11 protein-coding genes are annotated in these 14554 nt (G+C 75.4%); 5 read left to right on the top strand and 6 right to left on the bottom strand.

All coding sequences use genetic code 11. From position 1 onward, the window contains the following. Nucleotides 1-512 precede the first annotated feature (512 nt). Together ACFYOV_RS06465 and ACFYOV_RS06460 are read left to right on the top strand one after the other, a co-directional pair. Complete coding sequence (locus ACFYOV_RS06465) at nt 513-884, top strand: DUF6479 family protein (RefSeq protein WP_389083511.1); 372 nt, start codon at nt 513-515, stop codon at nt 882-884. Nucleotides 885-975: 91 nt separating this feature from the next. Beyond that, nucleotides 976-1365 carry a hypothetical protein gene (locus tag ACFYOV_RS06460; RefSeq protein WP_389083509.1) on the top strand — a complete coding sequence of 130 codons (390 nt, stop codon included), beginning with the start codon at nt 976-978 and terminating at the stop codon, nt 1363-1365. A gap of 100 nt (nt 1366-1465) precedes the next feature. Here the strand turns inward: ACFYOV_RS06460 and ACFYOV_RS06455 are convergent, their stop codons facing one another. Then, nucleotides 1466-3151: an alpha-amylase family glycosyl hydrolase gene (locus ACFYOV_RS06455; protein ID WP_389084096.1), complete on the bottom strand. Its 1686-nt coding sequence runs from the start codon at nt 3149-3151 to the stop codon at nt 1466-1468. Between the two features lie 354 nt (nt 3152-3505). On the opposite strand from ACFYOV_RS06455, the gene ACFYOV_RS06450 reads away from it, so the two are divergent. Then, complete coding sequence (locus ACFYOV_RS06450; protein ID WP_389083507.1) at nt 3506-4438, top strand: LAETG motif-containing sortase-dependent surface protein; 933 nt, start codon at nt 3506-3508, stop codon at nt 4436-4438. 77 nt (nt 4439-4515) lie between these two features. On the opposite strand, the gene ACFYOV_RS06445 is transcribed toward ACFYOV_RS06450, so the two are convergent. Together ACFYOV_RS06445 and thrS are read right to left on the bottom strand one after the other, a co-directional pair. Further along, entirely contained in the window at nt 4516-5520 is a 1005-nt protein-coding gene (locus ACFYOV_RS06445) for a nucleoside hydrolase (RefSeq protein WP_389084093.1), read from the bottom strand. A 98-nt stretch (nt 5521-5618) separates the two neighbouring features. After that, nucleotides 5619-6896: a threonine--tRNA ligase gene (thrS, locus tag ACFYOV_RS06440; protein WP_389083505.1), complete on the bottom strand. Its 1278-nt coding sequence runs from the start codon at nt 6894-6896 to the stop codon at nt 5619-5621. Nucleotides 6897-7541: 645 nt separating this feature from the next. Here thrS and ACFYOV_RS06435 point away from each other — a divergent pair. Next, complete coding sequence (locus ACFYOV_RS06435) at nt 7542-8339, top strand: hypothetical protein (RefSeq protein ID WP_389083502.1); 798 nt, start codon at nt 7542-7544, stop codon at nt 8337-8339. A gap of 79 nt (nt 8340-8418) precedes the next feature. On the opposite strand, the gene ACFYOV_RS06430 is transcribed toward ACFYOV_RS06435, so the two are convergent. Beyond that, nucleotides 8419-9195, bottom strand: coding sequence for a GAF and ANTAR domain-containing protein (locus ACFYOV_RS06430; protein ID WP_389083500.1), 777 nt, complete (start codon nt 9193-9195; stop codon nt 8419-8421). A gap of 398 nt (nt 9196-9593) precedes the next feature. Here ACFYOV_RS06430 and ACFYOV_RS06425 point away from each other — a divergent pair, with 398 nt between their 5' ends. Beyond that, on the top strand, nt 9594-9758 hold the full coding sequence (locus tag ACFYOV_RS06425) for a hypothetical protein (RefSeq protein ID WP_389083498.1): 165 nt from the start codon (nt 9594-9596) through the stop codon (nt 9756-9758). A 258-nt stretch (nt 9759-10016) separates the two neighbouring features. Here ACFYOV_RS06425 and ACFYOV_RS06420 read toward each other — a convergent pair whose 3' ends face one another. Together ACFYOV_RS06420 and ACFYOV_RS06415 are read right to left on the bottom strand one after the other, a co-directional pair. Beyond that, on the bottom strand, nt 10017-11393 hold the full coding sequence (locus ACFYOV_RS06420; RefSeq protein ID WP_389083496.1) for an extracellular solute-binding protein: 1377 nt from the start codon (nt 11391-11393) through the stop codon (nt 10017-10019). After that, complete coding sequence (locus tag ACFYOV_RS06415) at nt 11393-14551, bottom strand: caspase family protein (RefSeq protein ID WP_389083494.1); 3159 nt, start codon at nt 14549-14551, stop codon at nt 11393-11395. The genes ACFYOV_RS06420 and ACFYOV_RS06415 overlap by 1 nt, the downstream gene beginning before the upstream one ends. Nucleotides 14552-14554 lie beyond the last annotated feature (3 nt).

Below are 14554 nucleotides of genomic sequence, written 5' to 3'. Positions count from 1 at the left end.
CACACCTTTCCGCGGACCGCCTGGACACGGCCCGCCGCGGGAACGGGTTCCCCACACCGGAACTCTAGTCGCCTCACCGGAAAACCTGCCGCGGCGGACACAGATCTCCCCATACGGGTGGGTCCGGGTGGGCGGCTGTGGGGCGGTGAGGCAAGACGGGCCGTCCGGCGGTGGGGCCGCCGGGCCGGAGCGGAGCGGTCGACGGTGTCGTCGATCTCGGGGACGAACCCGGGCTCCGCGTGCGGCCTGCTCCTCGGGTCGGGAAGGCCGGGACGGGATCCCGAGCTGCACACGTGGGGACGCGACGGCCCGTTCCGGCCTTCCCTCCGGCCGCAATCTGCCACCCTCCAGGGCACCCCGCCCGCCGGGGCGGCCGAACGGGGGGGCGAGGGGTCCTCCGGCGGCCGGTGTCCCGCTGTTCGTGCCCGCTCAGGTCGCGGGCCCCTCACGGGCCGAGAGGCCGGACGGACATTCCGGGCGCTTTCTGACTTTTTCGGAGTGATAATCGGACCATGAGCACGGCAACGTATGAACTGCTGGCCGCGGGACAGGACGTCCTCAACCTGACGGCGGCCTTCATCGGCGGGCTGGTCGTGGCCGGCGCGCTGATCTGGGCCGTACGTGTCGGTATGAGAGTCATGGACCAGGAGGAGCACCGTCCCCTCCCCGAGGAGCAGCCCAGGCTGCCCGAGACCGGAGCGGTCCGCGAGACGCGGGAGATGCGCGAGCCGGACGAGATCCCGCTCATGCCGAAGGACGGTGCACGGCTCATGCCGTACGAGCTCCACCACGCGGGTACCAGGACCGGCAAGGACCAGAGCCGGCGGCGCTGGCTCCCCGGCTCCAGCGGCGCCTTCGGCAGCGGAGGCCCGGGCCACGTGTGACCGGCGCCGCCGGTCCGCCCCGGCCGCCGGGCGCGGAGCACGCCGGCGTGGGGGCAGGGAGGAGAGAAGCAGGCACAGGAGGTGTTCCGACGTGATCACCGAGCTTGCCGTCGAACGGGTCGAGTTCACCTGCGGTGGGTGCTGGCACCGCTGGAGCGTGGACTACGACGTCCAGCGCAGTCTGGACGAGCGCGGGGACGAGTGGGAGTACTTCTACCGGGACAACGCCGCCGCCCCGTCCCCGTACACCCCGGACGGGGCTCCGCCCTGCGAGTACTGCGGACGCCACTGGGTCGGCCGGCTGGTGGCCCGGCGTCCCGTGCCGCTGCCGGGCGAGGCCGGCGCTCCGCGCGACCGCGTCCCCGCGGACGCGCCGCACCGCCCCGAACGCCATCTGGCTCCGTTGCTGGAGGCCGGCGGCCATCCGCAGCCGGCGCGGGAGCCGCAGCCGGCGTCGCGGCGCCCGGGGGACCTGGCGTGACACACGGGTCCCGGCCGCCCTCCCGGGGAGGGCGGCCGGGACCAGCCGTGCCACGCGCGGGGCGCCTCGACGGCCGGGCAGCGCGCGGGGGTGCCGCCGCTCAGAGGCCGAGCCACGCCGTGGTGTCCGGGCCCAGGCGGCCGTCCTCCAGGGGTGCGCTGGTCAGCAGGACCTCGCCCGCCGGGAGCGACACCGGCTCGGCGGACAGGTTCGTCACGCAGCGCCAGCCGTCGCCGCGGTCGAACCGGAGCACCCCGGCCGGTGTGTCCGGCGCCCAGGTCAGCGTCTCGCCGCCGAGCAGCTTGCGGCGCAGCCGCAGCGCCCTGCGGTAGAGCTCCAGGGTCGAGCCCTCGGCATCGTCCTGCGCCTCGACGGCGTACGCGGCGAACGACGGCGGCTGCGGCAGCCAGGCACCGCCCGGGCCGAAGCCGTACGACGGTCCGGTCGTGGTCCAGGGCAGCGGTACCCGGCACCCGTCGCGCCCCTTGCGCACGTGCCCGGTCTGCTCCCAGATCGGGTCCTGGAGGACCTCGGTGGGCAGGTCGGCCACCTCGGGCAGGCCGAGTTCCTCGCCCTGGTAGACGTACGCCGAGCCGGGCAGTGCCAGCATCAGGAGGGTCGCCGCGCGGGCCCGGCGCAGACCGGCCCGCGTGTCGACGGCCGGGGCGCGGCCGCCGGACAGCAGCCAGGCGTTCTCGTCGGTGCCCGGCGGGAGCATCAGCCGGGAGGCGTGGCGGACCACGTCGTGGTTGGAGAGGACCCAGGTGGCCGAGGCGCCGGCCGCATGGGCGGTGGCGAGGGACTCGGTGATGACCTCGCGCAGGGCACCGGCGTCCCAGGGGGTCTGGAGGTACTCGAAGTTGAACGCCTGGCCCAGTTCGTCCGGCCGGGCGTACAGCGCGCGCCGGGCGCCGGGCACCCAGGCTTCGGCGACCGCCATGCGGGGCGGGGAGTAGGCGTCGAGGATCTTGCGCCAGTCGCGGTAGATCTCGTGCACCTCGTCCCGGTCGTAGAACGGATGGGTGCCGGGCGCGAACTCCGGCAGGGCGCTCTCCCGGCTGAGCTCGGGGGCACCGAGGTCGCGCAGGGGCTCGTCCAGGTCCTTGGTGAGGGCGTGGGCGACGTCCACGCGGAAGCCGTCCACGCCCCGGTCGGACCAGAACCGCAGGGTGGTGCGGAAGTCGGCCCGGACCTCCTGGTTGCCCCAGTTGAGGTCGGGCTGCTCGGCGGCGAACAGGTGCAGGTACCACTGCCCGTCGGGCACCCGCTTCCAGGCGCTGCCGCCGAAGACCGACTGCCAGTCGGTGGGCGGCAGTTCGCCGTGCGGGCCGCGGCCGTCGCGGAAGACGTAGCGGTCGCGGGCCGGGGAGCCGGCCCCCGAGCGCAGCGCCTCCCGGAACCAGACGTGCTGGTCGGAGGTGTGGTTGGGGACGATGTCGACGATCACCTTCAGGCCGAGGCGGTGGGCCTCGGCGACCAGCTCGTCGAAGTCGTCGAGCGTGCCGAGGCGTGGGTCGACGTCGCGCGGGTCGGCGACGTCGTAGCCGCCGTCGGCGAGCTCGGAGGGGTAGAAGGGGCTCAGCCAGAGGGCGTCCACGCCCAGGGCGGCGAGGTGCGTCAGGCGCCGGGTGATGCCCCGCAGGTCGCCCAGTCCGTCGCCGTCGGCGTCGGCGAAGCTGCGGGGATAGATCTGGTAGACGACGGCCTGGCGCCACCAGTCGGGGTTGCGGGAGGAGAGGTCGGGCGTGGCGTCGGGGGCGGGGTGCGGCGGCCGGGGGTCGGGCATCGGATCGGGCGCGAAGGTGCGATCGGTCACGCGGTCTCCTGTGGGCGTGTGCGGGTGACGGCAGGAATCTGTCCACACCACCGTAAAAGTGAACACACGGACCAAGCGGAGCCATAGCTTCCCGGTGTGGCGAACATGTGGAGACGCGGTAACTCCCCTTGCATCGCCGCAGGTTGACAGGGCTGGGCGGCGCGAGCGCCATGATGCCCACGTGGCTCATGTGACCAATGAGCCCACTGTTTCTTCGACCAATTCACCCCCGGCACGTCCGGCCGCCCCGTGCTGCCCTGCCGCCGCGCGCTGCCTGCCGCCGCCGTGCCCGGTTCCGGCTTCACGCGAAGAAATGGGATGAGCATGTCCGTTGCGAGACGGGTCCCCGCACGCCGCCTGCTGGGGACGGGCGCCGCCACCCTCGCCCTCTGCGCCGCCTCCGTCGCCGCGGCGGCCTCCACCGCCGCCACCGGCACGCCCGGCGGTGAGGGCTGGACCTCGGGGGGCGGCTACCGGCCCGGCACGGGCGCGGGCACGGTCACCGAGACCGACCGCTGCCAGTTCTCCCTCGACGGGACAGCCTTCTCCGACGCGGTCAAGGTCGACGACCAGAACCTGAGGCCCACCGAGGACGGCAAGGTCCACATCACCGTGCGCACCGCCGGGGACGCGACCACCTGCACCGCCTCGCTCGCCTCCTACCTGGCGCACGGGGCCACCTTCGCCACCCCCGGCGAGCAGGTCTTCGTCGACTTCGACACGGTGACGGTCGGGCCCGGGCAGACCGACTCCCTCGACATCGCCATCCCCGACAAGGGCTGCTTCGCACAGATCGACCTCTACCGGGGCGCGGTGAGATTCGACGGCAGGCCGGACGCCCACGACGGCTTCGAACACGGCGAGCTGCCCAAGGGCCCGGACCGCCCGGTCATCAAGGACAAGCTGATCGCGGCCTGGAACGGCGGCACCAACGACTGCACCGCCACCACGCCGCCGCCCGAGCCGACCCCCTCCGCACCGGAGCCGTCCACCCCCGGCGAGGAGACCACGCCGCCGGCCTCGCAGACCCCGGGCGAGCCGTCGTCGCCCCCGGCCACCGGCACGGCCACCCCGTCCGCCCCCGCGCCGTCCTCCTCGGCCCCGGCCCCCGCGCCCTCGTCGAACGGCGGCAGTGACCTCGCGGAGACGGGCGCCGACGGCAACACCGTCCCCTTCGCCATCGGCGCGGCCGTCCTGCTGGCCGGCGGCGCGGGCATCGTGGTCGCCACCCGCCGCAAGCGCGCCCAGCGCGCCTGACGGCGGCGGGCCCCGGAGCCCGGGGACGGGCGGATCCGCCTCTCCGTCCCCGGGACCCGGGGTCCGTGCGGCCGGCCTCAGCGGTGCACCGGTCCGCCACCGGCCGGGGCGGTCGTCACCGGCCCGTGCTCGGCCGGGCCGTGCTCCACCGTGTCCAGGTACAGCGCCACGTACCGTTCTACGTCCACGTCCAGGCCCACGTCGACCAGGGGCTGTTCCCTGGTCCCCTCGTGGAGTTCGGCCTCGCCGGCGCGGGGGCGGAGGTCGACGACGGTCTGACCGCGGGTGGGGCCGGGGGCCAGGGAGACCTCCACCGGGAGGCGGTGCGTGGTCAGGCCCTCCGGGTCGGCGACCGCGCACACCGCACCCGCGTCACCGAGGCCGCCGGCGCTCTCGTCGGGGTCGCCGGGGCGGCTGCCCGGGCCCGCCGGGCGGTGGGCGAGCAGGTCCCCGGCCAGCCGGGCCCCCGGCTCGGCGCTCGCGCGCAGCCGCCGCACGTCCGCCCCCGGCACCACCACCCGGGTGAACACGTCCAGGCCGTACATGGTGATCGGCACTCCGGCGGTGAGCAGGACCGCCGCCGCCTCCGGGTCGTGCCAGACGTTGAACTCCGCGACCGGCGTGGCGTTCCCCGCGCCCGCCGCGCCGCCCATGAACACGATCCGCTCGATGCCGCGGGTCACCCCCGGATGCGTGCGCAGCAGCAGGGCGATGTTGGTCAGCGGGGCGGTGGCGACCAGCGTGACGGGGCGCGGGGAGGCCAGGATCTCGCGGCGCAGCAGCGTCACCGCGTCCACGTCGGCCGGGGTACGGGCCGGCGCGGGCAGGCCGAGGTCGCCCATGCCGTCGTGACCGTGGACGTGGCGCGCGGAGCGGGGCGCCTCGATCAGCGGGCGCTCGGCGCCCCGGGCCACCGGGACGTCCGGCGCGCCCGCCCGCTCCAGCACGGTCAGCGTGTTGCGCACGACGCCGTCCACGTCCGTGTTCCCGGCGACGCAGGTCACCGCGCGCAGGTCGATGCCCGGGTGCCGTGCGGCGAACAGCAGGGCCAGGGCGTCGTCGACACCGGTGTCGCAGTCCATGAGCACCGGGATGGGGCGGACGTTCGTCACGGCGGGGCTCCTCTCGCGGTCGCGGGTACCGGTCGCGGCGCGCCCGCGCCCTGCCCGCGTCCGCGACCCTACGCGGGGTCCCACAGACCGGTGCCGCGTCGGGCCGCCCGGTCGGCGATCCGTCGCAGCAGTTCCCGCACGGGCAGGACCCCGGGACGCCGCCCGTCCCGCAGCCGTACGGCCGCCAGGTCGCCCTCGGCCTCCCGCTCCCCGATCACCGCCAGGTACGGCACCGGCCGCGCCGCCCGGATCCGTGCCCCCAGACTGCCCCGCTCCGGGCCGGCCACCTCCGCCCGCAGCCCCAGCCCGTCCGCCCGCCGCACGACCTCGTGGGCCCGCTCCTCCTGCGCCGGGCCCACCGGCAGCACCGCGAGCTGCACCGGTGCCAGCCACACCGGGAAGGCGCCGCCGTGCTCCTCGAGCAGGTGCGCGACCGCCCGTTCCACGCTGCCGACGACGCTGCGGTGCACCATGACCGGGCGGTGCCGGCGGCCGTCGGGCCCGATGTAGCGCAGGCCGAAGCGTGCGGGCTGGTGGAAGTCGACCTGCACGGTCGACAGGGTGGACTCGCGGCCGGCCGCGTCGGCGATCTGCACGTCGATCTTGGGGCCGTAGAAGGCGGCCTCGCCCTCGGCCTCCTCGTAGGCGAGGCCGAGGGAGTCGAGCACTTCCCGCAGCAGGGCGGTGGCCCGTTCCCACAGCGCCGGGTCCGGCACGTACCGGCCCCCGCTGCCGGGCAGGGACAGACGGTGGCGGGCGGCGCGGATGCCGAGATCGGCGTGGGCGCGGGAGATCAGGCCGAGCGCGCCGCGCACCTCCTCGGCGGCCTGGTCCGGGGTGCAGAAGACGTGCGCGTCGTTGAGCTGGATGGCCCGTACCCGGGTGAGGCCGCCGAGGGCCCCGGACGGCTCCGAGCGGTACATGCCTCCCAACTCAGCGATGCGCAAGGGCAGTTCCCGGTAGCTACGGGAGCGGGAGCGGTAGATGAGGGCGTGGTGGGGGCACAGGCTGGGGCGCAGCAGGACCTGTTCCGCGCCCAGTCGCATGGGCGGGAACATGTCGTCGGCGTAGTGGTCCCAGTGCCCTGAGATCTCGTACAGCTCGCGCTTGCCGAGGACGGGCGAGTACACGTGCCGGTAGCCGGCCGCGCGCTCCGCCTCGCGGATGTACTCCTCCAGGACGTGCCGGACGACGGCGCCGTCCGGGAGCCAGTACGGCAGTCCCGCGCCCATCAGGGGGTCGGTGTCGAACAGGCCGAGTTCGCGGCCGAGTCGGCGGTGGTCGTGCACGGTGGTCTCCTCGCGGTCCGGGAGGCGAGCACCACGCGCGACGAAGCCCCGGGGCACTCGCCCCGGGGCTTCACATCTGGTCGTGGGTCAGCGCGCCGGGACACTCTCCGGCGTCGTCGTGCGGGACGGCTGCGCGCGCTTCATGCCGTGGACGCTAACAGTGGACGGGGCCGCACGCGAACGTATTCGGGCGGCACCGCCGGGTGTTCCGCGGCGCCGTGTTCGCGCGGCGTCCGTCCCGTCCGTCCCGTGGGGACCGCCTTCCGTTCCGCTCGTCACCCCGTGGAGGGCACGCTCCGGGCTCGTCGCGTCGAACCGGACGGCCGAGGCGGTCGTGGTCCCGCCGGCGGAACCGCGCAGCTGGGTGATCCACGGAGCGGTACCCGTCCCCGTCGACCTCCGCCCGGACGCCGGAGCCGGCCGCGTGCGCGGCGGGAGCCCGGGCGGCCGGCAGGCCCCGGCGGTGACGAGCATCGCGGCGAGAGCGCCGCCCGCGCGAAAAGCCTTCATCGTCATCTCCTGTTCGTCGGCAACGCGTCGCCCTCCGAACCGCCCGGATCTCCCAAAGCTTGTACGGCGCCCGCCGGTTCGCCCCGTCCTCACCCGGACGGGTCGCCGCGCTGGTGGGGCCGTCCACGGGGTGGTGCCGTAGGAGCAGGTACCCGATCTTGGACCTGCCCGGCCCCACCAGGAGGCACCCCGATGACCCGACCCCCGGCCGCCACCCGCGTCCTGTTCGCCTCCGCGCTCTCGGTGACCGCCCTGCTGACCTCGGCCGCCTGTTCCGCCGAGTCACCCGAGGGGGCCCGTGCGGCCTCCGCGTCTTCGTCCGCTTCGGCACCGTCGGCCTCCGCCACGGCCACCGGGCAGGCGCCGCCCGCCGCGTCCGCGCTGACCCAGGCGCAGGTCCGGGCCGCGCTGATCACGGAGACGGACCTGGGGGAGCCGTGGATGCCGTCGCGGGGCGCGGCGACCTGGCGGGACGGGCTGCTGAAGGCGACCACGGAGAACACCGACTGCCGGCGCCTGCTCGACGCCCTCTACACGGAGGAACTGTTCGGCACACCGACCGGGCCGGGCGCGGCGGTCACGCTCGACGACGCGTACAACGACACGCAGATGCGCTACCAGGTCGCCCCGCACCGTCCCGAGGACGTGGACCGCACGCTGTCCTGGCTGACCACCCTGCCGGAGAAGTGCGGCCACTTCGAGGCGACGACCACGGGGGCCGGTGTGCAGGGGGTCGAGGTGGACGAACTGCCGCTGCCGGAGGCCGGGGACGCGCGCGCCGCGCTGCGGGTCACCGTGGCCGGCGAGACCGGTGACGGGGAGCAGACGTACCTCACGGTGGACCTCGCCGCGGTCCGGGTCGGCGAGGACACCATCACCCTCACCAACGGCGGATTCGGGCAGGTCCTCCACGAGATCACCCGGGCGGTGGCGCACCTGGGGGCGGAACGGCTGGCAGAGGTCAGACGGCAGGTCAGGGTGGAGGTCTGAGGCCGGGTGCCCCGGTGCGGCGGCCCCCGCCCCGCTCGTCGCGCGGGCTACCGGACGGAGGCCGGCGGCGCCGCTCCGCTCAGGGGGTGTCGAAGCGCCGGCGGTGCGCGACCACGTCCCGCGCCACGTCGAGCACGGTGCGGCCGTGGGCGAAGGCGTCGCCGCGCAACCGGGCCAGGGCCTCGTCGGCGTCGACGCCCAGCTGAGCCATGATCATGCCGACGGCCTGGTAGATCCTGTCGTGGTCCGCGGCCAGCCCGCTGAGCCAGGGCTCGCCGCCCGGCAGCCCGGATTCCTCCCCGCGCGGGAGCGCCATCAGCGCCACCGTCATGACCCCGGCGACGAGCCGGGCCACCCGCAGCTGGCCGTCGGTGAGCCCGCCGGGGGTGCCGCGGTAGAGGTCGAGGGTCCCGACACAGACCGTGTCGCTGCCGAGGGGGACGGCGTAGACGGCCCGTACGCCGACGGCGAGCGCCTGTTCGGCGAAGACCGGCCAGCGGTGCGCGTCGTGCCCGGTGGTGAGGTCGCGGGCGAGCACGGGGGCACCGGTCTCCAGGGCCCGCCGGCACGGGCCGTCGCCCAGGGTGGCCTGCAGCTGGGCCAGGTGGGCGGCATGCGGGCTGCTCGCGCCGAGCTGTACGGGGATGCCGTCGCCGCTCAGCGACACGCTCGCGCCGTCCACCGGCAGGAGTTCCACGGCCACCGAGCAGAGCCGCCCCGGCACCTCCGCCGGCTCGGCACCGCGCACTCCCGCGGCGATCACGTCGGCCGCCCGCTCGTACCCGCGGTCGGCGGGACTTCGGGCGCGGCCCGGACCCGGGTCGCCGCCGGGATCGCCGCTGGGCCGCACGGCCACCGCCTCCCTCGCACGCCACGCCCGGAAACCACGCCGGAAACGAGCCCCGACTACCCGCCCCGGTCACCCCGAAACCACGCCCCCACCGCCCCCACCGCCCCTTCACGGACCGCGCACGAGCCGACCGTCGAAGCTCCGGGCGGGCTCCGCCGCGACGACCGTGACCGGCCTCCTCACTCCCTCGCACCGGTCGCGGCACCGGGCACGGAGCTCCCGGGGGGCCGGCGGCGTGGTGGGGTGCGGTGTTCCAGGCACCTGCGGCCGTCGCCCGACGGGTGCCGGGCCGTCTCGCTGCCCCACGGCCGACTCCCCTTGTGCCCCTTGCCGTTCGAGTCCGGCAGCCCCTAGGTTGAACGGCGCATCGAACGTGCTCAACCCGTCGCTGTTGCGAGGTCGCCGTGCTGGAACGCACACGCTTCACCGCGCGCTGTGCCCGAGGTGTCGCCGCGGCGGTCGTCGCGGTCGCCACCCTGGTCCTGGCGGCCAACGCCGCCCCGGCGAAGGCGGCCGACCCCGGACCCGCCCGCTCTTCCACCGAGCCGGTCGAGGCCGCGGCGCCCTAGTACTCCAGCCGTGGATCGTCATCACGCCGGCTGCGATGGGGCGCTGCGGTCGGCCGGTGGGCGGCCGAGTCGGCCGCTTCTGTGCTCGGTTTCCGTGCTCGGTCATCGGCACGAGTGGGGACCGTCGGACCGGGCGGCGCTCACCGAAGCAATCGATCACATGGGAAGCGAGCAGGCGGACCTCGCCCGGGGGCTCCGGTCCCGCGCGGGCGGCACATCGGCGATCCGGCCGCCCGGCCGCCGCACGGGTGGGGGAGATCAGTCCGGCAGGACCTTGCGCAGGGCCGCGTCCAGCCTCCCGGCCAGCTTCTCGTCGCTGGGCGGATCGTCCCCGAACAGGGGCGAGAGCTGAGCGGTGAACGTCTGGGTGAACGCCCCGTACAACGGGGTCCTGGGCCGGTGCACCGCGTTCTCGAGCGCCGGCAGGAGGACGGAGCGGGCGTAGGCGGGGCGCCCGTCCTCGCGCGGGACGCGGTCGGCGCCCTCCCCGGCCGGTGACCCCGAGGACGACGTCCCGACGGTGGCCGTCGTGCACCGCACCCCGTCGCCGTAGGCCGAGGTGCGGGTCGCCGCGAAGCCCGCCTCCAGCAGGCAGCGCTCGCTCTCCCGCCCGGTGAGGAACCGGATCAGGTCGGCCGCCTTGCCCGCCCGCTGCGACGACCCGGTCACCGCCAGGTTCTGCCCGCCGAGCACCGCCCGCCCGGGCAGCCGGGCCACGCCGAGCTGCTCCTCGGTGAAGGTGCGGTACAGCGTTGGATACACGTACGGCCAGTGCCGTAGGAAGGCCGTGCGGCCCTCGGCGAAGTCGCTCAGCGAGGACGCCTCGTCGGAGGTGACGGCGTCCTGCAGGGTGTACGACGTCTCGGTGCGCCGGCGCAGCTCCGCGATCCCGGCGGTCAGCTCCCCGACCGTGGCCGAGTAGCGGCCCTCCCCGTCGACCGGCGAGAAGTCCTTCACCGCGGACGCGAACGCCTCGACCGCGTTGACCGTCCGCCCCTCGTAGGGGGCGAGCTGCGTGGTCCAGCCCTTGTCGTACGCGCCCCGCGCGGGACGGCTCTCGAGGGTGTCCACCAGGGCCCGCAGCCCGTTCCAGGAGAGGCCGTCGCCCAGATCGGCCTGCTCGACGCCCACCGCGCGGAGGTAGTCGCGCCGGTAGTAGAGCAGGCCGACGTCGCTGTTGAACGGGACGGCGTACACCTGCCCCTCCCAGCGGGCGGTCGCGGCGACGGACGGGACGACGTCGTCGTCGATGAGGTTTTCGGACAGCGGCCGGATCAGCCTGGCCTCGGCGAACTCCGGCACCCAGGTCACGTCCAGGTTGACCACGTCGTAGGCGGCGCTGCCCGACTGGAGGGCGCCGAGCAACTGGCCCCGCTGTTCGTCGGCGCTGCCGGGCAGCTCCACCAGACGGGCGCTGAAACCGGAGTCCTCCCGCTGCTGGCGGGCGTTCCAGGCGTCGATGAGCTGCTGGCGGATGCCGTTCTTGCCGGTGACGTCCCGGCCGCTGGCGACCACGATGACACCCTTCACATCGGCGGAGGAGGCCGCGGCCGACGGGGTGTCGCGCGCCGTTCCATCCCCGGTGCAGGCGGCCACCAGCAGCAGGACCAGCAGCACGGCGAACCGTCGGAGCATCAGCCCTCCCCCGTTCCGGTGCGGGCCACCTCGTCGTGCAGGGCCGCGCCCAGGTCGTCCCCGGTGTCCAGGCAGCGCCCGCCGCTCGCGTCGGCGATCCGCCGGTCCGGCCGGTCCCGGTCGCAGCCCCCGTTCTCCAGGGACACCGCGGTCACCGGGACCCCGCTTTCCCGGGCGGCGGCGAGCACGGCGTCGAGGCGGTCACCGGCCAGCCGGCCGTTGTCCTCGCCGTCGGTGATGTGCACGATCAACTGGGGCCGGTCGTCGGCGCCCCGCCGCTCCATGGCGTCGAACGCGGCAAGCAGGGCCGCGCGCGGATCGGCCTCCGCGTCCTTGACCCGGGCCCCGGTGTCGACGGCGCGCTCTGCGTCGGCGTGCCGGTGCCGGCCGAGGCGCAGCAGGGTGCCGTAGGGCCGTTCCGCGGTGCCGGCCACCGCCCACACCCCGTACTCGTCCCGCCCGCCGAGGCCGCCCAGCGACTGCTTCAGCAGCCCGGGCCCACCACTCGGGCCCTTCCACAGCCCGGCCATCGAGCCGGAGCTGTCCAGCAGGAACAGCACCCGGCCCGGGCCGCCCGCCTCCCGGTACTCCGCCAGCGCCCGCTCCATCGCGTTCTGCCCGGCGGACTGGTGCAGCGGTGAGGGCGCGTGCAGCACGCCGCGCGCGATGTTCTTCCCGTCCAGCAGTTCCCGGTCGTCCGCGGAACGGAAGCCGTCCCGGGCGAACACCGCACGGCCCTGTTCACCCGCCAGCCAGGCGTGGAACGCGCCGACCGCGGCGTCGCGGGCGTCGGCGTCCCGGTGGCCGCCGCGCCAGCGGACCCGTACGAACAGCGGCTCCACGCCGGGCACGTCCTCGGGGTAGTGGGCGACGCGCGGGCTGCGGGTGGTGCGGTCGCAGCCGACGCCGCTGCGCATCAGGAACTCGGGGACGAGGGCGGCGGTGCGGTCGTCCACGGCGTCGTCGTCGGGGAGCGTGCACAGCAGTTCGGCCGCCGTGGGGGAGGGCGGGCCCGGCTGGGCCACCAGGCGTTCCCCGCGGACGGCGGCGCGCGCGTCCTCGCCGTGGAGGCCGATCGTGGCGAGCAGGCCGACGTCGGTGAACTCCGGGTCCGGGCGGCGCACTTCGGCGTTCTCGTCCCGCTCGGCCAGGGCGGCGACCATGTCGGTCAGCGGGAGGTTGGTGCGCTCGTGCAGGGCTTCGCCGGCGATGTTCTGCGGGGCGGCCAGCACGACCGGGGAGTAGGCGAGCGGTTCGCCGGCCGGCTCGAGGGTGGCGACGGCGTCCGTGTCCTGGCCGTCCATGACGCGGGCCGCGTCGGCGCGGGAGGCGGGGATCCAGACGTCCGGCTGCGGGCCGATGTCCCGCTGGGGATTGGTGTCCTCGTCGCGGGGCTCCTGCCAGGCGCCGGTCTCCTTGTGCAGGGCGGCGACCACGTCGGAGGAGCCCGAGCTGTAGGCGGTGATGCCGGAACGGCGGCAGCCGTCGTCGGTGGTGTTGGCGTCGGACGTGAGGTAGGCGTCGGCGGCGGCGCGCACCGTCGGCTCCAGGTCGGGGTCGGTCAGTACGCGCAGCTCCAGCGGCGGGCGGCAGGCGGCCCGGCCGTCACCGCCGCCGATCAGCCGGAGCACCACCCAGACACCGAGGGCGAGCAGGGCGAGCACCGCCACGACGGCGACCAGAGCCGCCGTCCGCCGACGCGGGCGCCGGGCCGGGTCGCCCGTGCCGGGCGGGTCCGGCGGTCCGTAGGGCCGGGAGGGGCCGCGCCACACCCCGAGGAGGGCGGTGAGGCGGGCACCCCACGGCAAGGGCGCCGTACCGGCACCGTCCCCGGACCTGGACCTGGACCCGGACCCGGACCGAACGACCGCGGTGCCGCCTCGACCGTCGGGGCCGGCACCGGTGCCGTCGCCGTCGTGACGGCCGGGTCCCGTGTCGCCGCGGTGCCGAGAACCCGTTCCGTCATGACCACCGGACCCCGCGTCACCACGGTCGCGAGAACCCGTGCCGTCATGACCACCGGACCCCGCGTCACCACGGTCGCGAGAACCCGTGCCGTCATGACCACCGGACCCCGCGTCACCACGGTGGTCGCCGTGGCTGCCGGCGTCATCGAGGCCGGCGGCAACTCCCCGGCGGCCCAAGTCGCCGCCGTCGCCGCCCGCGCGGCCCGCATCGCCGCCCGCGTCGCCCCGGCCGCCGATGCCGCCGTCCGAGTCCCGGGAGTGCCCCGGGCCACCCGCGCTCCCGGGCTCGTGGCCCCCGGTGCCCGTGCCCCCGTGGGGGCCTCGGCTTCCGGTGCCTTCCGCGCTGCCCGCGCCATCGGTACGCGACTGCCCCGTGTGCTCCGGTCCGCCCCACGGTCCCGCGAGACCGACCGGCACGCCGTGATCCCCGTACCGGGCAGCCCGCAGGCGCGGTGCCTTCGCCGCCAGGAGGACGTCCTCGTCGGTCTCCGCACGGTGCTGCGGCACCCACGGCTCCCCCCGCACCGTCCACAGGCCGAGGTCGGCCATCCGCCCCCGCAACCGGGTCGACAGGTCGAGCAGACCGGTCTCGCCCTCCTCGTCCAGCAGCCGCACGAGTTCCGCGGTGTACGGCGTCGGCGTCCGCGGATCGCCCGCGTCGATCCGGTGGTTGGCCTGCACGCCCATCAGCAGCAGCACGCGCCGCTTCTCGCGGAAGGTCTCCCAGATCCAGGCCGCGTTGCCCGCGAAGCAGCAGTCGAGGATCACCACGACGCGGCGGGCCGGGCCGGCCGCGAGCACGGTCAGCACGGTGGTGAACGTCTCCGCGCCGGGGAACACCGCGTGCCCGCCCGCGACCACACTGGCGTTGCGCATCTGGAGGAACAGTTCGTCGCCCGCGCTGGGTATGGCCCCGTGCCCGGCGAAGTACAGCAGGAGCAGCCCCTCGGCCTCGTCGGACACCCTGCGCAGCGCACGGCCGAAGTCGTCCAGGGAGGGCGAGGGGGCCACGGTGATCTCGTGCTCGGCGAACACCCGCCCGCGCGGCAGCACTTCGCGCAACCGGTTCAGGTTGTGCTTGACCGCGGGAAGGTCGCCGGGCACGCCGTGCGGCGGCTCCGTGAGGTCGTACTCGGACACCCCGACCAGCAGCGCCCGGTTCTGCAGCCCGCGCGGGTCTAAACGGCTCACCGG

The sequence above is a fragment of the Streptomyces sp. NPDC005931 genome (assembly GCF_042871235.1).
In the GTDB taxonomy this organism is placed as follows: Bacteria; Actinomycetota; Actinomycetes; order Streptomycetales; family Streptomycetaceae; genus Streptomyces.
The sequence above is the reverse complement of the archived record's forward strand: the minus strand, read 5'-3'. Positions and strand labels throughout refer to the sequence as shown.